The 22,429-nt window shown below is 61.9% G+C and carries 18 protein-coding genes; 9 read left to right on the top strand and 9 right to left on the bottom strand.

What is annotated here, in order from left to right; all coding sequences use genetic code 11:
* Positions 1-42 precede the first annotated feature (42 nt).
* Entirely contained in the window at positions 43-942 is a 900-nt protein-coding gene (locus QVN30_RS00290; protein ID WP_204570532.1) for a LysR family transcriptional regulator, read from the top strand.
* 256 nt (positions 943-1,198) lie between these two features.
* Positions 1,199-3,556 carry a ferrous iron transport protein B gene (gene feoB, locus QVN30_RS00295; protein WP_289834985.1) on the top strand — a complete coding sequence of 786 codons (2,358 nt, stop codon included), beginning with the start codon at positions 1,199-1,201 and terminating at the stop codon, positions 3,554-3,556.
* 105 nt (positions 3,557-3,661) lie between these two features.
* On the opposite strand, the gene QVN30_RS00300 is transcribed toward feoB, so the two are convergent.
* A complete protein-coding gene (locus QVN30_RS00300; RefSeq protein ID WP_289834986.1) occupies positions 3,662-4,192 on the bottom strand; it encodes a cysteine hydrolase family protein in 531 nt (176 codons plus the stop codon).
* A 214-nt stretch (positions 4,193-4,406) separates the two neighbouring features.
* Here QVN30_RS00300 and QVN30_RS00305 point away from each other — a divergent pair, with 214 nt between their 5' ends.
* Positions 4,407-5,984: an aminotransferase class I/II-fold pyridoxal phosphate-dependent enzyme gene (locus tag QVN30_RS00305; RefSeq protein ID WP_289834987.1), complete on the top strand. Its 1,578-nt coding sequence runs from the start codon at positions 4,407-4,409 to the stop codon at positions 5,982-5,984.
* 202 nt (positions 5,985-6,186) lie between these two features.
* Entirely contained in the window at positions 6,187-7,122 is a 936-nt protein-coding gene (locus tag QVN30_RS00310) for a helix-turn-helix domain-containing protein (protein WP_087201604.1), read from the top strand.
* Positions 7,123-7,283: 161 nt separating this feature from the next.
* Here the strand turns inward: QVN30_RS00310 and QVN30_RS00315 are convergent, their stop codons facing one another.
* Entirely contained in the window at positions 7,284-8,561 is a 1,278-nt protein-coding gene (locus QVN30_RS00315) for a putative ABC transporter permease (RefSeq protein ID WP_289834988.1), read from the bottom strand.
* 286 nt (positions 8,562-8,847) lie between these two features.
* On the opposite strand from QVN30_RS00315, the gene QVN30_RS00320 reads away from it, so the two are divergent.
* Together QVN30_RS00320 and QVN30_RS00325 are read left to right on the top strand one after the other, a co-directional pair.
* A complete protein-coding gene (locus QVN30_RS00320) occupies positions 8,848-9,261 on the top strand; it encodes a hypothetical protein (RefSeq protein WP_289834989.1) in 414 nt (137 codons plus the stop codon).
* A gap of 451 nt (positions 9,262-9,712) precedes the next feature.
* Complete coding sequence (locus tag QVN30_RS00325) at positions 9,713-10,639, top strand: LysR family transcriptional regulator (protein WP_289834990.1); 927 nt, start codon at positions 9,713-9,715, stop codon at positions 10,637-10,639.
* A gap of 84 nt (positions 10,640-10,723) precedes the next feature.
* Here QVN30_RS00325 and QVN30_RS00330 read toward each other — a convergent pair whose 3' ends face one another.
* Positions 10,724-13,831 carry a mechanosensitive ion channel domain-containing protein gene (locus tag QVN30_RS00330; RefSeq protein ID WP_289834991.1) on the bottom strand — a complete coding sequence of 1,036 codons (3,108 nt, stop codon included), beginning with the start codon at positions 13,829-13,831 and terminating at the stop codon, positions 10,724-10,726.
* Positions 13,832-13,842: 11 nt separating this feature from the next.
* Complete coding sequence (locus tag QVN30_RS00335; protein ID WP_289834992.1) at positions 13,843-14,700, bottom strand: transporter substrate-binding domain-containing protein; 858 nt, start codon at positions 14,698-14,700, stop codon at positions 13,843-13,845.
* 284 nt (positions 14,701-14,984) lie between these two features.
* Here QVN30_RS00335 and QVN30_RS00340 point away from each other — a divergent pair, with 284 nt between their 5' ends.
* The gene (locus tag QVN30_RS00340; protein ID WP_289834993.1) at positions 14,985-15,239 is read left to right on the top strand and encodes a hypothetical protein; all 255 of its coding nucleotides are present in this window, start codon (positions 14,985-14,987) and stop codon (positions 15,237-15,239) included.
* Between the two features lie 212 nt (positions 15,240-15,451).
* Here the strand turns inward: QVN30_RS00340 and QVN30_RS00345 are convergent, their stop codons facing one another.
* The 4 genes from QVN30_RS00345 to QVN30_RS00360 all read right to left on the bottom strand — a co-directional run bounded on the left by QVN30_RS00345 (position 15,452) and on the right by QVN30_RS00360 (position 19,381).
* Complete coding sequence (locus tag QVN30_RS00345; RefSeq protein WP_239455980.1) at positions 15,452-16,012, bottom strand: ferritin family protein; 561 nt, start codon at positions 16,010-16,012, stop codon at positions 15,452-15,454.
* Positions 16,013-16,239: 227 nt separating this feature from the next.
* The gene (locus tag QVN30_RS00350) at positions 16,240-17,127 is read right to left on the bottom strand and encodes a DUF5131 family protein (protein ID WP_289834994.1); all 888 of its coding nucleotides are present in this window, start codon (positions 17,125-17,127) and stop codon (positions 16,240-16,242) included.
* A 326-nt stretch (positions 17,128-17,453) separates the two neighbouring features.
* Positions 17,454-17,864: a peptide deformylase gene (locus tag QVN30_RS00355; RefSeq protein ID WP_289834995.1), complete on the bottom strand. Its 411-nt coding sequence runs from the start codon at positions 17,862-17,864 to the stop codon at positions 17,454-17,456.
* A gap of 8 nt (positions 17,865-17,872) precedes the next feature.
* Positions 17,873-19,381, bottom strand: a complete 1,509-nt coding sequence (locus QVN30_RS00360) for a Sau3AI family type II restriction endonuclease (protein WP_204540386.1) — start codon at positions 19,379-19,381, stop codon at positions 17,873-17,875.
* On the opposite strand from QVN30_RS00360, the gene dcm reads away from it, so the two are divergent.
* Positions 19,343-20,842: a DNA (cytosine-5-)-methyltransferase gene (gene dcm / locus QVN30_RS00365; protein ID WP_289834996.1), complete on the top strand. Its 1,500-nt coding sequence runs from the start codon at positions 19,343-19,345 to the stop codon at positions 20,840-20,842. The genes QVN30_RS00360 and dcm overlap by 39 nt on opposite strands.
* Here the strand turns inward: dcm and QVN30_RS00370 are convergent.
* On the bottom strand, positions 20,839-21,282 hold the full coding sequence (locus QVN30_RS00370) for a helix-turn-helix domain-containing protein (protein WP_289834997.1): 444 nt from the start codon (positions 21,280-21,282) through the stop codon (positions 20,839-20,841). The genes dcm and QVN30_RS00370 overlap by 4 nt on opposite strands.
* Before the next feature lie 32 nt (positions 21,283-21,314).
* Here QVN30_RS00370 and QVN30_RS00375 point away from each other — a divergent pair, with 32 nt between their 5' ends.
* Positions 21,315-22,106 carry a 4Fe-4S binding protein gene (locus tag QVN30_RS00375; RefSeq protein WP_289834998.1) on the top strand — a complete coding sequence of 264 codons (792 nt, stop codon included), beginning with the start codon at positions 21,315-21,317 and terminating at the stop codon, positions 22,104-22,106.
* Positions 22,107-22,429 lie beyond the last annotated feature (323 nt).

Below are 22,429 nucleotides of genomic sequence, written 5' to 3' on the forward strand. Positions count from 1 at the left end.
AGGTGGGCATACACAAGGCACTCGACAAAACGGATGGTGCATATGAGGGACTCCGATTGGGAGATCATCAACGAGCTGTTCCGCAACCCCAACGTGTCGCGTGCGGCCGCTGCCCTGTTCATGACGCAGCCCACGTTGACCAAACGGCTCCAGCATATCGAGCGCGAGCTGGGTGTGCGCATCGCCGAGCGCACGCCCAAGGGGCTCACCTTCACCCCCGAGGGCACCTACCTTGCCCAGCGCGCTGCCGAGCACGTCGAGTTCGTGAACCAGACCTTCCGCGGACTCGAGGACCTGCAGCGTGCCTCGCGCAAGGCGATCACCATCGGCTCGTCGTACACCTTCAACAAGTACAACCTGTGGGAGGTGCTCGAGGGCTACGCCGAGGTGGGCGACCCCGAGGTGCGCTTCACGGTGGTGAACGAGCAGAGCGACGTGCTGTTCCGCATGGTTCTGGACGGCAACGTCGACCTGGCGTTCGTGCGCGGCGACCACGAGGGGCCGGTCGAGAGCATCCTGGTCGACTGCACGCAGGCCTATCTGGTCTACCGCGAGCCCGTCGCCACCGACGAGCTGCCGCTTCTGCCTCGTATCGACTTCCGGACCAACCAGGAGTCCACCGAGCTTCTGAACTCCTGGTGGGCCGAACGCTTTACCTGCGATATGCCCCAGGGCATGAGCGTGGGCTACATCGACTTCGTGTGGGAGCTCGTCTCGCAGGGGAAGGGCTACGCCCTGTGCTTCGTCCCGGCGAACTTCGAGAACGAGCGCGGGCTGTACCTGCATCCGCTCACGCGCGCCGACGGCTCGCCGGTGGTCCGCCGGACCTGGTGCGTCTATCCCAAGGCCGTGCTCCCGCCGCATACCGAGAGCTTCATCCGCTACGTCCGCGATGACGTGGCCATATCGGACGGCGAGGTCCTCCGCCCCCGCTGCCTCTGATGACACCCGCGGGGACGGGGGTGATGTTGTCATTCGAGCGTGCGGATGAGTTCGACCAGGTAGCGCTCGGCGCGCGTGAGGTAGCGGCCGCTGGGTTCGTTGGGGACGGGTTCGTTCCAACCCATGGGTTGGAACGAACCCGTCCCCAACGAACCCATTTGAAGATTGAGAAACCACCTCTAACCGTTCGGCTCCACGCTATCATGTCTTGGAACGTCATGCATGTACGGCGATTCAGAGGGGAAGAACGGTACGCATGAGACTAGATACGCTCGAGATCGGCAAGGACGCGATCATCGCGTCGGTCGATTCTGATGACGCTGCGCTCAGGCAGCATATTTTGGACATGGGCCTCACGCCTGGCACCGAGGTCACCATGATGAAGTACGCCCCCATGGGCGACCCGCTGGAGATCCGCCTGCGCGGGTACGAGCTGACGTTGCGCAAGGATGACGCCGCCCGCATCGAGCTGCGCGACATCCACGATGCGCATGCGCTCAAGCGCGCCGACGTGCGCACGGGCACCACGGCGCATCCGGCGCTCGGCGAGAACGCGGCGCGCCCCCGCTCCGGCGGCAGGCCCATCCCCGAGGGGCAGGCGCTGACCTTTGCGCTGGCGGGCAACCAGAACTGCGGCAAGACCACGCTGTTCAACCAGCTCACCGGCTCCAACCAGCACGTGGGCAACTTCCCGGGTGTCACGGTCGACCGCAAGGACGGCCAGATCAAGGGCCATCCCGAGGCGACGGTGACCGACCTGCCGGGCATCTACTCGCTGTCGCCCTACACGAGCGAGGAGATCGTCTCGCGCGAGTTCATCCTGAACGAGCAGCCCGACGGCATCATCGATATCGTGGACGCGACCAACATCGAGCGCAACCTCTACCTCACGCTGCAGCTCATGGAGCTCGACCGGCCCATGGTGCTCGCGCTCAACATGATGGACGAGGTCGCGGCCAACGGCGGCACCGTGGACGTCAACCGGCTCGAGGAGCTGCTCGGCATCCCCGTGGTGCCCATCTCCGCGGCAAAGGGCGAGGGTATCGGCGAGCTGGTGGAGCATGCCATGCACGTGGCGCGCTACCGCGAGCATCCGGGCCGCCTCGACTTCTGCGCGCAGGATGGGCCGGACGGCGGCGCGCTGCATCGCTGCATCCACGGCATCTGCCAGCTTATCGAGGACCACGCGGCGTCGGCCGGCCTGCCGCTGCGCTTTGCCGCCACCAAGCTTATCGAGGGCGACGCGCGCGTGATCGCGGCGCTCGCGCTGGACCAAAACGAGCTCGACGCGCTCGAGCACATCATCGTGCAGATGGAGGGCGAATCGGGTTCCGACCGCCTTGCCGCCTTGGCCGACATGCGCTTCACCTTCATCGAGGAGGTCTGTTCGGCGAGCGTCGTGAAGCCACATGAGAGCCGCGAGCACATGCGCTCGGTCGCCGTCGACCGTATCCTGACGGGCCGCTATACGGCCATCCCCGTGTTCATCCTCATCATGCTGGCGGTGTTCTGGCTGACGTTCGATCTGATCGGCCAGCGCCTGTCCGACCTGCTTGAGCTGGGAATCGAGTCGTTCACCGGCGTGGTGGACGCATGGCTTGCCGACTTCGGCGTGAACCCGGTGGTCCATTCGCTCGTGATCGACGGCATCTTTGCCGGCGTGGGCAGCGTGCTGTCGTTTCTGCCCATCATCGTCGTGCTGTTTCTGCTGCTCTCCATCCTCGAGGACTCCGGCTACATGGCCCGCGTCGCCTTCGTGATGGACAAGCTGCTGCGCAGAATCGGCCTTTCCGGCCGCAGCATCGTGCCGATGCTGATCGGCTTCGGCTGCAGCGTGCCGGCGATCATGGCGACCCGAACGCTTCCGTCCGACCATGATCGCCGCATGACCGTGATGCTCACGCCGTTCATGAGCTGCTCGGCCAAGCTGCCGGTCTACGGCCTGCTGACCGCGGCGTTCTTCCCGCGCTACGGAGGGCTGGTCATGGCCGCCATGTATCTCATGGGCATCCTGGTCGGCATCCTCGTGGCGCTCGTGCTCAAGCACAGCGCGTTTCGGGGCGATCCGGTGCCCTTCGTCATGGAGCTGCCGAACTACCGTCTGCCGAGCGCGGGGACGGTGGCGCGCCTCGCGTGGGACAAGGGCAAGGGCTTCGTGCGCAAGGCGTTCACCATCGTGTTCGTCGCGACCATCATCATCTGGTTCCTGCAGACGTTCGACATCCGCTTCAACGTGGTCACCGATCAGTCCCAGAGCCTGCTTGCCGGCGTGGGCCAGGTGCTGGCGCCCATCTTCGCGCCGCTCGGCTTTGGCGACTGGCGCGCCTCCACGGCGCTCGCTGCGGGCTTTGCGGCGAAGGAGAGCGTCGTCTCCACACTGACCGTGCTTCTGGGCGGCGACGTGTCGGCCCTCTCGACGCTGTTCACCCCGCTGACGGCGTTTTGCTTCCTGACGTTCACGCTGCTCTACACGCCGTGCGTCGCGGCCGTGTCGACCGTGCGCAGCGAGCTGGGGACCCGCATGATGTGGGCCGTGGTCGGCCTGCAGTGCGGCGTCGCCTGGATCGCATCGTTCGCGGTGCACCTGATCGGCATGGCTGTCGGATTGGGATAGCGGCACGTCTCGCCACTTCTTGAGACGGCATATATGGGGACGGGGCCATTTCCACCCATGGCAGGCGCTGCGCCGCCATGGGTGGAAATGGCCCCGTCCCCATATTTAGCGCACTTCGACCTGGCAGCTCTTCATGGTCGTCAGCGCCGCGTCGTGTGAGGAGGGGGTGACGCCGGCGCAGAGCGCCGAGTTGACGCGCACGGGGATCTCGGGGAAGTGCGCCTTGATGAGCAGGGCGTTGCTCACCACGCAGATATCGGTGCACAGGCCGATGAGCTCGATGGAGTCGATCGGCTCGGCATCGTTCTCCTCGGCGAGCCACCAGACGAGCTGCACGGAGCCGAACGTGGGCTTCTCGAATACGAGGGCGCCGCGCTCGGCGCGAACCTCCTCGAGTTCGGGCACGAGCTCCCAGCCCGGGGTGTCGCGCACGCAGTGGACGACCGGCAGGTTGCGCCCCTCCTGCGTCTCGAGGTAGCCCTCCTCGTGGGTGTCTTTGGTGAACACGACGGTCCCCTCGAAATCGCGCACGTAGGCGGCCGCATCCGCAACGATCGCCTGCGCCTCGGGCGTTCCGAGCGCGCCGGATACGAAATCGTGCTGCATATCGACGACGATCAGGTAGTTGTTGGCCATGATGGTGTCCTTTCGTCAGCGGCTGGCGAGCGCCCTTCACGGCGTTCGTGTTGAGACCATGATGATACCGCGCCGACGAACCATCCGGGAATTCTCGGCAAGTTCAATTTCTTTCTGTGGTAGACTGCCCATAAATTGAACTTTGAACCTGATTGCACACATCGCAAGCAAAAAAGTTCAATTCTGATTCGGAAATTGAACTATTGGAGGCGAGATGGCGCAGAACACCGAGCACGAGTCGTTTGCCGACCGTCTCAAGACGGCCATGGCGCATCGCGGCCTCAAGCAGAGCGATATGATCCGTGCGGCGTCCGAACTCGGCAGCAAGTTGGGGAAAAGCCAGGTCAGCCAGTATGTGAGCGGCAAGACCGTTCCCCGCCGCGACGTGGTCGCCCTGCTGGCCCGCATCCTCGACGTCGACGAGGGCTGGCTTGAAGGCGCCGCTTCCCTGCAGGCGGAACCGAACGCACCCGTCATACCGAACGACGAGCGAGCTAGCGCGCGGCATGAGGCCGCCGACCAACCTTCCGATTCCGACCGTCAACATGACGCACCAACGCAAAGGAGCACTTCAATGCGCGAGTTCAATAAGTCAAGCAAGCTCGATAACGTCCTGTACGACGTCCGCGGCCCCATCACCGACGAAGCGGCCCGCATGGAGGCCGAGGGCCAGCGCATCCTCAAGCTGAACATCGGCAACACGGCGCCGTTCGGGTTCCGCACCCCCGACGAGGTCATCGAGGACATGCGCACGCAGCTGACCGACTGCGAGGGCTACTCCGAGGCGCGCGGCCTGTTCAGCGCCCGCAAGGCGATCATGCAGTACGCGCAGCTCAAGGGCATCCCCAACGTGAGCATGGACGGCATCTACACCGGCAACGGCGTCTCGGAGCTCATCCAGCTGTGCATGAACGCGCTGCTCAACAACGGCGACGAGATTCTGATCCCCATGCCCGACTACCCGCTGTGGACCGCCTGCGCCACGCTCGCCGGCGGCACCCCGGTGCACTACGTGTGCGACGAGCAGGCCGAGTGGAACCCCGATGTCGCCGACATCGAGTCCAAGATTACCCCGCGCACTAAGGCGATCGTCATCATCAACCCCAACAACCCCACGGGCGCCGTGTACCCGCGCGAGGTCCTCGAGCAGATCGTCGAGATCGCGCGCAAGCACCAGCTCATGATCTTCTCCGACGAGATCTACGACCGCCTGGTCATGGACGGGTTCGAGCACGTTTCCACCGCGACGCTCGCCCCCGACCTGCCGTGCGTCACCTTCTCCGGCCTCTCGAAGTCGCACATGGTCTGCGGCTTCCGCATCGGCTGGATGGTGCTTTCGGGCAACAAGCGCTGCATGAAGGACTTCATGTACGGCGTCAACATGCTGTCGAACATGCGCCTGTGCTCCAACGTCCCCGGCCAGTCCATCGTGCAGACCGCGCTCGGCGGCCACCAGAGCGTCAATAACTACATCGTTCCCGGTGGGCGCATCTACGAGCAGCGCAACTACATCTACGAGGCCCTCAACGCCATCGACGGCGTCACCGCGGTCAAGCCCAAGGCGGCCTTCTACATCTTCCCCAAGCTCGACGTCGAGAAGTTCAACATCACCAGCGACGAGCAGTTCGCGCTCGACCTGCTCCACGAGAAGCGCATCCTGATCACCCGCGGCGGCGGCTTCGCCTGGCCGGAGCCCGACCACTTCCGCATCGTCTTCCTGCCGCGCATGGGCGTGCTGCAGGAGGCCGTCGAGGATCTGGCGGACTTCCTGGAGCATTATCGCCAGCGCTAGTCATGGCGCCCGCAGACGGCCCCCACACATCGACTCGGCAAGGCAGCGGCACCTCGGTGTCGCTGCTTTTTTGTGCAGACATTGATTCTCTACATCTGTTGCCTGCGGAAACTCTACACTAGCTGACGGCCGGAAGGCCTGTATGTGATTGCGGTCCAAAAAAGAGGCCGCCTGTTGAGCGCCGAGGGCGCAGGAGGAACGCATGTCTGAGTACAGCGAAAACGATGTGACCATGACCGAGAACGATGAGATCGCCGTCGAGAAGACGGCCGAAGCGGATGTCGTGTCCGCTGACGTGACGGCTGAGGTCGAGGCCGAGGAGCCCGTGGCCGAGACCGTCGTTGAGTCCGAGGCTGACGTCGAGAAGGAAGAGGACGCCGAGGATTCCAAGATTGCACCCGAGAATCTGGATGATGAACTGTTTGACAAGGTGAACCGTGCAGCCCGTCTGCTGCGCGGTCGTCGCGATATGATGCGCGAGGAGGCCGAGGAGGACGCCAAGCGCATGAACGACCTCATGCGTGCGCTCAAGCTCCTGGAGCTCAAGCCCCGCATGGAGCAGAAGGAGATGGCCGAGCTCATGGGCATGCGCCTGCGCGAGCTCGACGGCATCCTGGCCGAGGCGGAGAAGAACGACATCGTCGCGCGCATCGAGCCTGAAGAGGAGGATATGCGCAAGATCGTCGTCATCGCCAGCGAGGACGCCGAGGAGCTCATCGCCGCCCTGGGCAACAAGCGCAAGAAGCTCGTTCCGCAGCTGTCCGCTGCGACGGCCGAGAGCCTGATCGAGATGCTCGACCAGGTCGTCGAGCCGCTGGTCGCCATGGGTCTCGACTCCGACCGCGGTCCGCGCGGCGGCCGTGACGACCGCGGCCCGCGCGGCGGTTTCGGCGGTCGCGATGACCGCGGTCCGCGCGGCGGCTTCGGTGGCCGCGGCGGCGACCGTGGTGGCGACCGTGGCGGTCGCGGCGGCTTCGGCGGCCGTGACGACCGTGGCCCGCGCGGCGGCTTCGGCGGCGGTCGCGGTGGCGACCGTGGTCCGCGCGGCAACTTCGGTCCGCGTGGCGGTCGCGGCGGCCGTGACGACCGTGGTGGTCGTGGCGGCTTCAGCGGCAACCATCGCGGCGGTCGCTTCTAAGCGATGCGGCATATATGCATGAGCCCTTGGCGGTCTTCTCGTCCGCCAAGGGCTTTTTTGTTGCCGGCCTCGGTGGGCTTGCCGAGGCCTGCGCATAGGAAAGGCCCCGACGGCATGTGCCGTCGGGGCCTTTCGCTGCCCGTTGGAATCGAGGATCGTCCTTACGCCGTCGCGGCGGTGTCGGACGCGGTCCCTCCGTCGATACGTCCGGAGTCCTCGGGCGTGATCGTCATGCTCTCGAAGCGATGCTCCATGTAGTCGTTGTCGAAGTGCTCGGCGTAGAACTGCTCGACCGGCGTCGTGCCCGCTACGCCGGAGAGGCGCTCGAACCAGCAGTCGAGCGCCTGCAGGGTCATGACGCCGTTGACGACCATGAGCACCGTGCACAACGCGGTGAACGAGTAGCGGAGCTTCCAGGGAATGATGTTGATGAGCTTGAGCAGCCACGGTAGGCAGAGCTTGATCCATACGAATCCGAGGGCGCCCCACATGCACATGAACAGCGTGCTGGTTCTGCCGCCGAACAGCACGGCGACCGGATCGGGGAACAGGCCGAAGATGGTCGAGCCGGAATAGTCCCATGCGACGGCGCCGAAGCCCGTCTGCATGAACCAGCTGACCGCCGCCTCGAACAGGCCGCCGATGATGGCGGACACCACGAAGATGATGACGGGGTTCGATCGGTAGAAGCGGTTGAGCGCCACCGTCATGAGCACGGCGCCGAATCCGTAGATGGGGGAGAACGGGCCGAACAGCATGCCGGCGCGGTCCTGGTAGACGCCGGGCTCCACGATCACCATGTGATAGATGGTCTCGATGATGAGGCCGAGCACGCAGCAGACCACGAAGACCCAGAACAGGTTGAAGAAGTTGAGCTGGATGTAGCCCTCGCCCTTGAGGTCGCGGCCGAGCATGCCGATGCGCGCGGCCTCGCGATCCGACAGGTCGCGGGCGGTGCGCTCGAGATGGCGCTCGTGGCGCAGCGAGGGATCGACGGTGACCGACAGCGTCAGCAGGATGACCAGCTGGATGGTGTCGGGGATGAGGCTCGTGCTGACGCCATCGAGCATGATGCGCAGGATGATCTGGACGAGCGTCGTGGCGATCAGCGCGTAGGACCATCGCGCGGCATGGCGGCGGCGGTTCTTCAACAGGGAGCGGCCGAACACGATGAGGCCGATGGCGTTGCCGAACGTGGTGACCAGCGAGATGACCAGCAGGATGACCGGCAGCGTCGGGTCGGTGCCGACGATGATAGCGCTCGGGTCGGTCTGCAGGGCGAACAGGAGCAGCAGGCCGAAGACCAGCACGGAGAAGACCGTGAAGATGCCGTCTGCCATGCAGAGGAAGCCGTATACCTTGAGGATGAGCGGAATCTTCTTATCTGCTTGGGGCTCAGGTGGGAAGACGCCGTGCTGATCGAGTGCGGTTTGTGCCATGGATGTCCCTTTTGGTCGCGTTGACGGATGGGCCATGCCGGGGATGCGCCGAGCTGCAGCGTGCATTCCGGGCATGCGCAATACAGCAAAATCATAGCCTATGCGCTGCGGCGCAGCAGGATACGGATGGTGTCGGGCCACCCTTCAAAGAACGGTTGATGCGATGCCCCGCTTATTGACGCCCCAGATCGCTACTCAATATAATCGCCCAGTTTGTTACTGCCAGCTATGCGTCGCCTTCCGTGTGGCAAACATGCGGCGGCGATCGATGTGAAAGGACGAAACCATGGCAAGTCAGTCTAAGGAGTGCGCGATCGTCAAGGGCATCAGCATCTTCTTCTTGGTGTTCGGCATCGCGGCCATCGCCGTCGCCGCCCTCATGTTCTTCGGCGCTCCCCACGTCGATCTCAACATGGAGGATGGCACCCAGATCGCCCAGCTCTACGCGGCCATCATGGCCCTCATCGGCCTCTTCGAGTTCGTGACCGGCTTCGTCGGTATCCGTGCCGCCAAGAAGCACTCGCTGCTCAAGCCCTACGTCTATCTGTGCGCCTTCATGGTCGTGGTCAACCTCGCCGAGACCGGCCACACCTTCATGAACGGCGGCGGTTCGGTCTACATGTATCTCGTGTACGCGGCGACCGCGTTCGCCGGCATCGTGTTCGCCTCCCGCGCCATGAAGAACGAGGGCGTGAACTAGGGAACGCTGGCAGATTCATTCCGCGTCTGGAGGTTCCGTGCCGTCGTCCGAATCGACGGTACGCATAGGGCACGCCGCCCCGCCGAGAGTACGGTATAGGCACGTTTTTCGTCCAAAAGCGTGCCTATACCGTACCGTGGATGGGGCGGCGTGCCTATATCGTACCTTCGATTTCCCCGTCGCACCGCTCGCCACGGGTGTGCACGGCGCGGGGCGCATCAATCGGCGCCTGCGGGAAACACCGAACCATGCTTTCGTGCCCGTCTGCATGAGCAGGCGGGCTTTTTCATGTCGCGCGTCAAGCTGCATGCTCAACTCTTCGTTGATGCGGGCGGGATTTCTCCACGCGGGGAAGTGCGAGACGTATTCTATTCTGATGGCCTTCGCGCCGGGTGGAGAGCGTTCCCGCGTATGGGCCGGGGATGTCTGCTGCCGAGCGGTGTTGTGGGGCGTGATTGTGAACATACGACAGCTTCAATATTTCTATCTTGCCGCGTGCTGCGGGAGTTTTTCCGAGGCGGCCCGTGCGGAGAACGTCTCGGTCCAAGCGGTGTCCAAGGCGATGCTCGACCTCGAGGAAGAGCTGGGCGCCCCTTTGTTTGTGCGCGGGGGAAGGACCGTGAAGCTCACGCCGTTGGGGAAATCCCTGGTCGGTCCCGCCCGTGAGGCCGTGGCGAGTTTCGACGCGTTCGGCCGGGCGGTCGAATTGCGCACGCAGGCGGAGGTCGGCAAGAAACAGGCCAATGTGCGCCTGGCGCTGATCTCTCCGCCCTTTGCCAAGCATGAGCTTGTGTGCAACGCGTTCTCCCAACTCATCTCCCATATGGCGGGCATCAAGACGCAGCTCGAGCTCGCCATGGGGACCCAGGCGCTCGCGGATCTGCGCGCGGGGAACATCGACGCGATGATCACCATCGGCGCTTTCTCCGATCCCCGCTGCAGCTGCCTGGTGCTCGGCACCGTGTCGGTCGGCGCGTTCATGGGCAAGAACCATCCGCTGCGCCGCAAGCGCCTGCTGACGTTCGCCGATCTCGAGCGGTATCCGGTGCTCTACAACGAGGAGATCGATTCGTTCAACGAGACGATCCTCTCCTCATGCCGCAAGCGCGGGCTCGCCTCGCCGCTGATAAGCGTCGACACCGATGAGGGGGTCGCGGAGTTTCTCGAGCAGAAGGACGGGTATGTCCTGGGCATCCATCTGAAGGCGCTCGACATCAAGCCGCTCGCCATCATGCATCGCGTGGATCCTTCAGATGCGCCGCCCGTGCCGATATGCATGGTGACGCTGAAGGGCCGCCAGAGCGAGGCGATCGATCGTCTCAACCGATTCGTCCGCAACGAGTTCCCGTTCATGAAACGCGTGCTCTCAAGCACGTAAAGGCATCCGACATGGCAGGTGCAAAAGAAAACGGCCTGGAAGCGCGTGCTTCCAGGCCGTTTGCGTTACCGCTTCTCGCAGCTATCAGTGGCGATGGGAATCGTTGAACTCGTCGAAGTCCTCGTTCTCGTCCACGAAGTTCTTGAACGCCTCCTTCTGCTCCGCGTTGAAGGCGTCGGCGGCACGCTTCTCGGCGGCCGTCGCCTTCTTGAAGACGGTCGGCTGGTTGATTACGACCTGCGGGAAGGGGATGGAGATTCCGTACTTGTCGAACAGCAGCTTCATCTCGCGATTCAGGTCGTTCGTCAGGCCGCCACGGTCCTTCTCGTTGCACTCCGCCACGATCTTGATGTTGACCGAGTTGTCGGCGAGCATCGTGACGCCGCGGTAGAACGGGCCGTCGATGATGGCGGGCAGGCGCTTCCTGATGTTCGGCAGCTCCTTGGAGAGGATGTTTTCCACGCGCTCCAGGCTCTCGCCGTACTCGATGCCGACCTCGACGGCGGCGAACGAATGCTCCTTGGTCATGTTGACCACGTTGGAGATGCCGGAGTTGCGCAGGACGAGGATGTTGCCGGAGCCGTCGTTGATCTTGGTGGTGCGCACGCCGATCTCCATGACGGTACCCTTGCTGCCGCCGACCTGGATGATGTCGCCGACGCGGAACTCGCCCTCGAAGATGATGAACAGGCCGGCGATGATGTCGGCCACGAGGTCCTTGGCGCCGAGCGAGATCGCGAGCGTCAGCAGGCCGGCGGAGGCGAGCAGCGTCGCGGTGTCCACGCCCAGCAGCGCCAGGCACCAGTACAGCATGCCGATCATCGCCGCGTACTTGACGATGCTCGCGGCCAGACGGCACATGGTGACGCCGCGGGCCTCCACGACCTGGGCGATCAGCATGAAGATCTTCTGCAGGATCGTCGCGACGGTCATGATGACGCAGGCGGACATGAGGCTGGCCGTGATGGCGAAGATATTCGGGCCGTGCTGCCAGGAGCCGCCGAGGATGTAGGCGAAGATGGAGTCGGTGCCGAAGATGGCGTCCTTGAAGATGACGGCGAGGCACACCAGGATCACGGCGACGCCCATGAGCCAGCGGAGCACGGTGCCGAGCTTCTGCTCGGGGGTCATCTCGTCCCAGCTGAAGGCGCGGTTGAGCCAGCGGCTCGCGGCGCTCTCGGTCTTCATGGTGCGACCGCCCACGGTGACGTCGACCATGCGCGGGTCGTCATCGGACTCCTTGCGTGCGGACGCGACGGCCTGGTCGGCGCCGGGCTTGGGCTCGATGACCATGAGGCAGAAGATGACGGCCAGGCACACGAGCGCGATGCCCGCGGTCGCGATGGTCAGCGGCACGCGCTCGGCCATGAGGGTGCCGTCGGAGCCGACAGCGTAGACGTAGTAGTCCGACGTCTCGACGGAGGCGGCGAAGTACTGCTCGCCGTTGACGGTGATGTAGTCGCTGTAGCCGTCGACCAGCTGGTTTTCGGTCATGCCGCATGCGGTGGCCGCCTTGCCCACCGTGTTGGCATCCGGGTAATAGGCAAACGTTCCGTCGCTCTTGTCGATGGCGAACGCAAAGCCGTCAGCGCCCACGTGCACGCCGTCGAGCACATGGTCGATCTGGACGGACTCGAGCAGGGACTCCAGGCGCGTCGGGCGGATGCCGAGCTGGACGAAGCCGTCGATGATGCCGTCGGCGTTGTGCGTCACGACGCCGATGTACTGGCGCAGCTCGCCGGAGACCTCGTCGGGGCCGGCGGGCTGGACGTAGGACTCGACGCCTTGCAGCAGCTTGCGGAACTCATAGGACTGGTCGGCGGGATCCTCGGACAGCACGAAGTTCGTGAACGTGGAGTTCGTGGCGGTCACGCGGCCAGAGGAATCGAACTTGAACAGATACTGGATCTGCAGCGCGTCTGCGAGCTCCTGGAGCTTCTCGCGCGTGGCGAGCTCGGGGTTGCGGTCGAGGATGTAGGCCGCGACCTGCGCCTTGGAGAGGTAGCGCTCGTTGTACTGGTCCTCGAGGTCGGAGGCGCGGTCCTGGCTGGTCTGGATGGTCTGGGTGATCTGCTCGACGCGCTCGGTCATGGTCAGCGACTGCGAGGACAGCGCGAACAGCGTCTGCATGTAGAACGAGATCACGATGATGCCGATAAAGCCGACGGCCGAGAGCACGGCAGCCTTCTTGGCGATGCGGCGGTTGATGCGCAGGCCGCCTGCCTTGGACCCATCCTGCTCCGTCTCGCCGCAGCGCTCGTCGTCGCGCAGGACGAAGATGCCGTACAGGGCGACGGCGGCCACGACGGCGGTGAAGGCGAACAGGATGACGCCCACGGTCACCATGGTCGAGGCGTTCATGTCGGAGGCGGGAACGGCCTGGATGTAGTACATGTCGTCGATCAGGCTGACGTGGCAGTACAGGGAGTCGCCGCCCAGGGTCATCCAGCTCGTCGTGCCATCCTCGAGCTTGGCGACCTCGATGCCCGCGTCGATCGCGTCGGTGCCGACGAGGTTCTCATCGGGATGGTACTCGATCAGGTAGGTCTGGGCGGACAGGGCGAACACGTAGCCGTCCTGGCCGACCGTGATGCTTCTGAGCACGCTCGCGGTGGAGCTCGTCGCGGCGTCGAGTTCGTCGAGCTCGACGGGGCTCTGCTCGATGACGGCCATGGTGTCGTTGTCGATCTTGGCGGCGTAGTAGCGGTACAGCCACTCGCGGTCGGGCAGATCGATCTCCACGGCACGGCTGGGCTCTCCCGTGTTCAGGGATTCGCGCAGGTAGTTGAAGCGCGCGTGGGAGAAATCGGCCTCGGTCTTCTGGGCGCACGCGACGACGGAGCCGTCGCGCTTCACGATCAGCACGTTATCGACACCGAGGAGCTCCTGGTACTCGCGCATCTTGGCGTCGGTTGCCTCGTAGCCGGTGTTGTTGTTGGCCATGAAGGCGATGCTTTGCGCCTTGGACTGGTAGATGGCGTCGAACGTCTCCTTGTTCTGGTCGGCCTCGGAGGCGGCGTCGGCCAGCAGCGTGTCGAGCTGCTCCGCCTCGGCGATCATCTCGGAGGCGTAGTTGCTCTGCGTGAGGGCGTTCTGCATGTTGAACAGCAGGACGCCCATGACGACGATGCTGGCGAGCGCGGCGACGATGATCGCTGCGATCTTGATCTTCAGGTTGCGTGTCATCTTCATCGGGCGGCCTCCTAGTCCCACTTGTCGATCAGGGTCTCGATGGTGCCGTCATCGAGCATGGCCTGGATGGCGTCGGAAACGGGGGCGGAGAGGTCGGAGCCCTTCTGCGTGGCGACGCCGAAGGACTGCTCGGCGACCACGAAATCGGGAAGGATCGAGCGCTTGTAGTTCATATAGGTCTTGGCGATGGCGCCGTCGAGCACCATGGCGTCGACCGTTCCCTCCTCGAGCGCGTCGGAAAGCTCCTGGTAGGTGGGATACTGCAGCAGTGTCCAGGTATCGAAGATGACATGGCTGTTGTCGTCTTTCACGACCTGCTTGATCTCTTTCGAGAAGCCCATCTCGGCGAACTTGTTCGTCAGCAGCGGGGCGGCGTTGGCGCCGGACATGGTGCCGAACGTCATGCCCTTCATGTCGTCGATGCTGTCGAACATGGAGCTGTTCTGGACGACCGCGATGACCTGGTCATCGTAGTAGGCGGGGGAGAAGTCGAAGTTCTCCTTGCGCGAGTCGGCGATGGAGTAGCAGGCGATGATGCAGTCGATCTTGCCGTCGAGCAGCATCTCTTTGCGGTCATCGGGCGTGACGGTCGTGAACTCGACGTTCGACTTGCCCATGCGGTCCGCCATCTCCTGGGCGATGTCGATTTCCAGTCCGTAGTACTTGCCGGTCCGATCGTTGAGGTAGCCGAAGCCGACGATGTCCGAGCGGACGCCGACGCGCAGCATGTTCCCGTCGGAGCGGGACGTGGTTGTCGCCGAGCTGCCGGCGGCCGTGCCGGAATCCGTGCATCCGGTCAACCCGGCGAGCGCACAGGTGACGGTGCCCAGCGCCAGCGCGCCGAACTGCCTCCTTGTGATGACGTGCATCTTCCCTCCTGTTTCAAGAGCAAATCTATATTTCAAACTCGTTAATTATGCAGGTCAGAGCACGAAAAAGCATTGCTTTGGAGCTGCGGTAAACGAACAGTTGAAACCACTTGAAAAGAAAGGGGCGCACAGATAGCGGACAGGGCGCTTCCGCCGTCTTCTTGAGCATCTTTACACGAATATGACAGCCCCCTCACGCAACGTTGCCAATCGGCGATTACGTTAGTACTTGGTAAGGCATGCGCGGTCTGCATGCTGACCGTCCGATGAGGAGAGGGTGCCGTATGGATGCAACGAGTGGGTTTGTTCCCGAGCGTGAAAGCGAGTTCACGGGGCTGAAGGGGACGTTGCTCAAGTACACGGGGTGCACCTATGCGCTGGTGATCGCAAGCCAGTTCATCGAGGCACTCGCATTGTCCGTCGGCGACGCGACGGGTGCGCTGTTTGCGGCCTCCCGGGTTGTGTTCGTTGCAGCGTTTGTTGCATATCCCGCGGGAGCGTGCATCGCGCGTGCGATGCGGTCAGGAAAGCGCGCATAGGAGCTACGGCGCATTTGTGCAAATCGGGGGACGTACCTGTTGCGTGCACTTATGCACGCAACAGGTACGTCCCCCGATTTGCATGACCCCCTGCGATGGGTTGAAGCGAACCCGTCCCCAAACAACCTATCCCAAACCGGCCTGGGGCAAAAGAAAAACGCGCCCCCGGAGAACCGGGGGCGCGTCTGGTGCGCAGCTACGCAGGGTTCGGCTTAGCCGAAGTAGCGCTTGAGCAGGCCGGCGAAGGCCTTGCCGTGACGGGCCTCGTCACGAGCCATCTCGTGCACGGTGTCGTGGATGGCGTCCAGGTTAGCGGCCTTGGCGCGCTTGGCAAGGTCGGTCTTGCCGGCGGTGGCGCCGTTCTCGGCCTCGACGCGCATCTCGAGGTTCTTCTTGGTGGAGTCGGTCACGACCTCGCCGAGGAGCTCGGCGAACTTGGCGGCATGCTCGGCCTCCTCGTGAGCAGCCTTCTCCCAGTACAGGCCGATCTCGGGATAGCCCTCGCGATGAGCGACGCGAGCCATGGCCAGGTACATACCGACCTCGGTGCACTCGCCCTCGAAGTTGGCGCGCAGGTCGGCGACGATGTCCTCGGGGACCTCGGGCAGCTTGCCAACGCCCACGACGTGCTCGGCAGCCCAGCTCATCTCGGTCTCGCTCTGCTTGATGAAGCGGTCACCGGAGACGCCGCACTGGGGGCACTTGAAATCCTCGGGCAGCTGATCGCCGTCGAACTCCTCAACGTAACCGCAAACGGGGCAAACGAACTTCATGATCTTCCTCCGATCATAGGCGATTGCGCGATTCCCGGTCCCTTCGGACCCTCTCCGGGACGACCGCGCCGTACATCTAGGATTATGACCAAATGTTGGCGCTATAGGCCCATATTGAGACTGATTCCTAGAAGTTCAAAGGACCTTCACAGTATGTTTAATATAGCTAACTCAGTGGGTTGAACGAACGCGCCGTGATGGCATGGAACGGGCCGATCGGCACCGCTCTACCGCATCCAGCATGTGGTGCATGAGCCGCATCCGTTGCAGATGAGGCGGCTGCCGCATTGGGCGCATTGCTCGTGATAGACGGGCTGGAACAAATCCCGATCGGGAATCTCGAGCCCCAGCCGGTCGGTAAGGTGCCAGGCGATTGGGCGCCCCTGATATCCCATCCCGGACTTCCATGCCTGCTGGCTTTGAAGCTTCTTGCCGCGCAGGTGGTAGGTGCGTCCGTCTTTGATAAAGACGCTGCCCGTCTCGATGAACGCGAAGGTGACATGCGCCGCGACGCATTCGCTACGCAGGGCGCGAACCCAATCGAAGTCGCAGGGGCGCGCTCCGCCATAATTCTCGCCGCCGCATATGACCTGCTCTATTCCATGCGGACCGAGGCTTCCCGGAGCAGCCTGCTCTACGGAGACCGGTCCGATAAACGGAGCGCACATGATACCGCGATGTTTGGCGGGCGTGGCGAGCAGGATGGGGATGCGTTCGTTGGCGCGGCGCTGGTTCTCGCAGGTGACGTTGAGCATGACGTTGTCCCAGCCGTCGCCCCAGTCTGCCGGAAGGCAGGCGGCAAAGCGTTCGGGCCGCTTAGTGAGGATGAAAAAGCGCACGTCGGGACGCTCGCGGATGATGTCCCATGCCTCCTCGCGCCATGGATCGGCCTCGGGTACAAGGAAGTCCGACGTCATGCAGATGCGGATCAGCTCGCCGGGCCGTATTCTGTACGACCCGTCGCGCGTCCGCTGCAGGGGGTAGTCGAAGTTTTTGGTGCGCGCGATCTGCGAGGCGTCCAGGCCGCGCCGCCCGTCGTTGTAGTACATGTAGCAGTTGTCGCACCCCTCGCTCACGCGCGTGCAGCCGTGCCAGGGGTTCCATATGTCGTGCACGGGTTGCCTCCTTTCGCACGTGGCGGGTCGTTGGCATCTATGGTATTCGATTGCGCGGACATGCTGCGTGTTCCACCGTGGCCGGCTGGCGTCTCTTAGCAGCGCTTGCGTCAGCGTGCTCCAGGCATTCCTGCCGCACCTCCGTCTGCCCGTTGATTCATGAATGAGGACGGGTGTCAAAAAACCGAATCCTGGGCAAACGCCGAAACTGCCTCCGTTAATTCATGAATGAGCGAAAGCCTGGGATCGGGGGACCGCCGACCGGCTCGTCCCGTGCCGTGCGCCTCGTGCCGTGCGTTCGGCGCGATAGCAATCGATTGACGTTTCTAGATAAGAATCCCGTTGCAGTGATCGATCTCGTGCTGGATGATCTGGGCGGTGTATCCGGTGAATGTCTCGGTGCGCGGGGCAAAGTTCTCGTCGAGGTAGCTTACGCGGATGCGGCGCCAGCGCACGGTCGGGCGCGTGCCGGAAAGCGACAGACACCCCTCTTCCGTCTGGTACTCGTTGGCATGGTCGACGATAACTGGGTTGTACATGAGGCGCGCACGCGGGCCGTCCTGCACGACGATGACGCGCTTTCGCTGTCCGATCATGTTCGCTGCCATGCCCACGCATTCATGCGCATGGGCTACAAGCGTGTCCAACAGATCCTGCCCGATGGAGGCATCGTCCGGTGTCGCGTCGACGCTCGGCATACGCAGCATGAGAGGGGAGGTGACGATGGGTCGGATCATGGGGCTCCTCAGCAATCCAGTGACTGGCGTAAAATCGATAGAACGTAGCTATTGTTGAACCAAAAGCTCTGCTTTGTCATCCATCTGCCGTCGGGGAGTTTCGATCCGTCTCTCTGGATATTACCGATTTCAAACCCGTCAAACTTATATGCAGACTTACTGGCGTGCGGGCGGACATGGGCGATAGAGTTATCGGCAATTCCTGGGAGATTGTTTGTGATGACAACTGTTCCGTCCCGGCGATGCGTTTTCGTTAATAAAACCCCTTTTTCAATCGTCGCGCGTGTGGTGTCCCAGCATCGCTTTGCCTCACCATCGATATCCGAAACTGGCATATTCCAAAATGTGCTGCCTTGGAGAACGTATTCATTGCCATGTTTTTTAAACACAACGAAAAAGAACTTTGTTTCATCGAGATATGAGCGAAATTCTGAACTCTCCCACTCCTCATGAAGCAGGTCCGTAAACTCAAACGGAGCAAACGACAGACTTTCTTGAATCTTTCCATTTCCTTCAATACGAACCGCGCGTGCTGAGATGCCCGCCTTGACAAACTCTTCTGCCTTATTGCGCCGGATGCCAAGCATGCGATAGACAAGGGTGGTCCATTGAGCCTTTCCGCCGGTATAGGTGAGCCCGTATTCGATTGCAATCTCCTTGTCAGTTTTTCCGATATGCGGACTGATGAGGCTCTCAATATGCTGTTCAAACGTTTCTTTGCGAAGGTCTCCTAGCTCAAGGACCTTTTCTGCATCGGATTGTTGCCCCATGAGATAGTGATGGAGCACGTAGTCCATGTATTGGCGTTTGAACGAGAACGCTCGTTTCTTCGCTTTCCTATGCGTAACTGTTCCGTCATCTTCTACATGAGGATAGTACTGGTCAACCCAGCTCCTCGCCTCTGTTGATCCTTTCGTGGCGGCTCCAAGGTATGTGGTCAGTCCCTCGCTCAGCTCGTCCGCTCGTCCATTTCGGATATAGGAGACGATTTTTTCGTAGTCATCGCGGATGATTTTTAAATCTTCCTTTGGCGGAGTGAAAAGGCGTACGTATTCAATTTTCTGGTCATACTTATTGATCGTCTTGTCGCGATGGTAGTAGACGAGAAGGATTTTCTTGCATTTTTGCCAGAGATGTGAGGAATCGAAATCAATGTCTATGGGCCTGTCGTATGGAATCATGGTCAAGACAAGGCGTTCGCCAGCAGACAGCCTTTGGCCATGATCTCGCACATCAAAACAGGTTGCTTTCAGCTCAACGCCAGCTTCGGGAAAGTCTGGTCCCTCGTCGCTATTCGATTTGTATCCAAAAAACCGCTCTTCTAGGAGGTTTCCCATTCCGCCTTTGTAGTTGCTGTCGTCAAAGTGCTTTTCTTTGGAATCTGCGGGAGCAATGCCGAGTTTCAGAATGTCACGAAACGTCATGCCCTTAAGTCGCACGGCATAACGCTCGATGCTCGCGCCATCGGATAGGTCTGTATGGGCAAGAAGGCGTTTGAATTCGATACCGGCGTCCACGTGATCTCCTTCAAATTGATTTCTGCTTACAGAATTGTATACGTTGAGATTGGCGGTATCGAGACGTTGAGTCGTGAACGGCGTGCGAAGATCGAGCTGCGGATCCTTTCATTGTCCATGCGATCTTCTACAATGATTTGGGAAAAAAGAAGACACAGCAGCGATTGGAGAAACGTGTCCTCTGAGATTACTATCGCCGAGCTCTTCGCCGGAGTCGGTGGCTTTAGGCTGGGACTCGACGGCTACGACAACTCGAGTCATCCTGAGTTTAAGATGCCGGCTGCGGGCCCATTTAGGACGGTTTGGGCAAATCAATGGGAGCCAGGGACTGATCGCCGTCAGTTTGCTGCCCGATGCTATAAAGCGCATTTTGGCGAGGACTCGGTTGTTAACGAGGATATCCATTCTGTTTTGGACAAATATGAGGCAGGGGATATTGATATCCCCGATGTCGATATGGTCGTCGGTGGCTTTCCCTGCCAAGACTACTCGGTTGCACGCACTTTGTCTCAGGCTGATGGAATTGAGGGGAAAAAGGGAGTTCTCTGGTGGGATATCTATAGGTTCCTTCGCTTGAAACAGAAGCCTGGCCATAAACCGCCCCAGTACTGTCTTTTTGAAAACGTCGACCGTCTGCTCAAGAGTCCTGCAGCGCAGCGTGGACGCGATTTTGCGATTATTCTGTCTTGTCTCGCGTCTTTGGGGTATGCGGTCGAATGGCGCGTGATAAATAGCGCTGAATACGGTTTCCCCCAAAGAAGGAAGCGCGTCTACATTTATGCCGAAAAAACGAGCAGTTCCTGGGACCTTAATGAACGCCTCGAGAGCGGAGTTTTGGCAGAGGCGTTCCCCCTTGCTCCCGTTGACGCATGGGATGAATTGAACGTATTCGAAGATCCTGCCGAGAATTCCGAGCGCTTTGGGGTCGGAATGAAAGTGTCTCCATTTAAATCCGCGGGGGTGATGCAGGGTTGCCACATTCTCACTGCCGATGTGACGGAAGACTACCGAGGAAAGAGGAAGACTCTCGGTGATGTTCTCGTTCCCGAGTCGGAGGTGCCGGCAGAATACTATGTCGCCGATGACAAGATTGATGACTGGAAGTACCTCAAGGGTGCGAAACGAGAACCAAGGAAGAACAAAAAAACTGGTTTTGAGTACATGTACACAGAGGGGGCTATGTCCTTTCCCGATGCGCTGGATAAACCGTCGCGAACCATCTTGACGGGAGAGGGCGGCATTACCCCCTCGCGTTTCAAGCACGTTATCGAGACGCCCGATGGTCGGCTTCGCCGTTTGGTTCCTGACGAACTTGACCAGCTTCAGTGCTTTCCTATGGGTTGGACCAAAACCGGTATGACCGATGGTCAGCGTGCCTTTTGCATGGGGAATGCTCTTGTTACGGGGATTCCTCATCGAATAGGGCAGGCGATTATTCATAAAAGAGAAGGGGCCGATTAAACCCGTTCAAGTCTCACGATTCGCCGCGTGCGAGTGGGCAGATGGGCGTCCCCTGGGCTTTTCGCCGTCAACATGTCTATCGCTTCGCTTGTGTCGTCTGCTGGAGCGGCTATCGGCATGTTGGTTGACGCGGTCGCTCGCGTTGCTTCACAGGATGGATTGTCTCGGTCATCAGCAATCGCAACCAAAGGGGCCGATTTGGACGCACCCTCTTGCGTGGCGTGTCGCGGCTGAAGCCTGCGCGCCATCTCGCGGACGCTCTCGCCCTTGTCCAGGCCGAGCTCTATGACGCGCCTGTCGTTCAGGGTGAGCCTCGGGTAGGCCCTCTGCGAGGCCACCGTCCCAACTTCCCGGCCCCTTTTCTTCTTCCTCCTTCTTGCCGCCTTGCAGCTCCGATTCGGGGGTTGTTCGGTTCGGTTTCCCCGGTGGGGCTGTATCATAATTCGACAGCAACTCGAGAAAGGCACCAACTATGACCCCTGCCACCTGCACCGTTGCGTATTTCACGGGCGCTGGGACGACGCGCGTCGTCTCTGAGCGCTTCGCCGCCGCTGTCGAGCAGGCCGGCGTCTCCGCGGGCGCCGTCGACATCACGCCGCATGGCTCTGAGGTCCCCGCGTTCGGGTCCGATGGCCTGGCCGTCTTCGCCGTTCCCTCCTATGGCGGGCGCGTGCCGGCGCCGGCGCTCGAGCAGATCGCGTGCTGCGAGGGGCGCGATACGCCCGCCGTGCTCATCGTCACCTTCGGCAACCGGGCGGTGGACGATACGTTTCTCGAGCTTGCGGACACCGTGCGCGAGCACGGCTTCGTGCCGGTCGCGCTGGGCGCCATCGTCGCGCACCATTCGCTGATGATCGACGTCGCCCAGGGCCGCCCCGACGCGACCGATCTCGCCGCGGTCGACCGCCTCGCCCGGGGCGCGCTCGACAAGCTGGCTCAGGCGCCGACGGCTCGCGACGCCGAGCTCCTCGACATCCCCGGCAATCGTCCGTATCGAGATTTCAACGGCGTGCCGTTTCGCGCGCAGGCCGATCCTGGCGTCTGCATCGGCTGCGGAGCCTGCGCCCGTCAATGCCCGGCGGCCGCGATCGACCCGGAGAACCCCGCGCAGACCGACGCCGACGCGTGCGTCACGTGCATGCGCTGCATCGCCGTCTGCCCTGCTGGCGCCCGCTCGCTGTCCGGCGGCGACGCCCTCGCGGCTCAGCGCGCCGCGTTCACCGAGCGCTTGGCGCAGCGCGTCGAGTCCTACGTTATGGCGTAGGGGAGAAAAGGAGTACTCCGAAAGCCTTTCGAGACCTCACGAGAAACGCCGGCAAGAGCGCTTCGCGCGGACTGCCTAAGAGCGACCCATGCCCTTGCCTTGGGAGGACGTCCAGCGGAGGTTTTAAGGTCCGGAGTCGCTGAAAAATCAACCTTGTGAGCGAGTTGGATTCGAGGCGGCATAAAACGGCGCCTCCGGGACCGACGTTTCCTCAGGTGGCGCCCTTTGCGACGGGTGCGCTTTCCCGGGATCTCGATCCGAGCCACTCAAAAGGTCGCTTTTTCAGCAAAAGTCTGTGCCGAAACCTCCGCTGGGGCTGTTTG

Origin of the sequence: Collinsella ihumii (assembly GCF_030385545.1) — a bacterium.
In the GTDB taxonomy this organism is placed as follows: domain Bacteria; phylum Actinomycetota; class Coriobacteriia; order Coriobacteriales; family Coriobacteriaceae; genus Collinsella; species Collinsella ihumii.

What these genes read in the sequence shown, in the direction of transcription:
- QVN30_RS00290 (WP_204570532.1), top strand. Translation starts at nt 43, where the DNA reads ATGAGGGACTCCGATTGGGAGATCATCAACGAGCTGTTCCGCAACCCC.
- feoB (WP_289834985.1), top strand. Translation starts at nt 1,199, where the DNA reads ATGAGACTAGATACGCTCGAGATCGGCAAGGACGCGATCATCGCGTCG.
- QVN30_RS00300 (WP_289834986.1), bottom strand. Translation starts at nt 4,192, where the DNA reads ATGGCCAACAACTACCTGATCGTCGTCGATATGCAGCACGATTTCGTA.
- QVN30_RS00305 (WP_289834987.1), top strand. Translation starts at nt 4,407, where the DNA reads ATGGCGCAGAACACCGAGCACGAGTCGTTTGCCGACCGTCTCAAGACG.
- QVN30_RS00310 (WP_087201604.1), top strand. Translation starts at nt 6,187, where the DNA reads ATGTCTGAGTACAGCGAAAACGATGTGACCATGACCGAGAACGATGAG.
- QVN30_RS00315 (WP_289834988.1), bottom strand. Translation starts at nt 8,561, where the DNA reads ATGGCACAAACCGCACTCGATCAGCACGGCGTCTTCCCACCTGAGCCC.
- QVN30_RS00320 (WP_289834989.1), top strand. Translation starts at nt 8,848, where the DNA reads ATGGCAAGTCAGTCTAAGGAGTGCGCGATCGTCAAGGGCATCAGCATC.
- QVN30_RS00330 (WP_289834991.1), bottom strand. Translation starts at nt 13,831, where the DNA reads ATGAAGATGACACGCAACCTGAAGATCAAGATCGCAGCGATCATCGTC.
- QVN30_RS00335 (WP_289834992.1), bottom strand. Translation starts at nt 14,700, where the DNA reads ATGCACGTCATCACAAGGAGGCAGTTCGGCGCGCTGGCGCTGGGCACC.
- QVN30_RS00340 (WP_289834993.1), top strand. Translation starts at nt 14,985, where the DNA reads ATGGATGCAACGAGTGGGTTTGTTCCCGAGCGTGAAAGCGAGTTCACG.
- QVN30_RS00345 (WP_239455980.1), bottom strand. Translation starts at nt 16,012, where the DNA reads ATGAAGTTCGTTTGCCCCGTTTGCGGTTACGTTGAGGAGTTCGACGGC.
- QVN30_RS00355 (WP_289834995.1), bottom strand. Translation starts at nt 17,864, where the DNA reads ATGATCCGACCCATCGTCACCTCCCCTCTCATGCTGCGTATGCCGAGC.
- dcm (WP_289834996.1), top strand. Translation starts at nt 19,343, where the DNA reads ATGGGCAAGAAGGCGTTTGAATTCGATACCGGCGTCCACGTGATCTCC.
- QVN30_RS00370 (WP_289834997.1), bottom strand. Translation starts at nt 21,282, where the DNA reads ATGATACAGCCCCACCGGGGAAACCGAACCGAACAACCCCCGAATCGG.
- QVN30_RS00375 (WP_289834998.1), top strand. Translation starts at nt 21,315, where the DNA reads ATGACCCCTGCCACCTGCACCGTTGCGTATTTCACGGGCGCTGGGACG.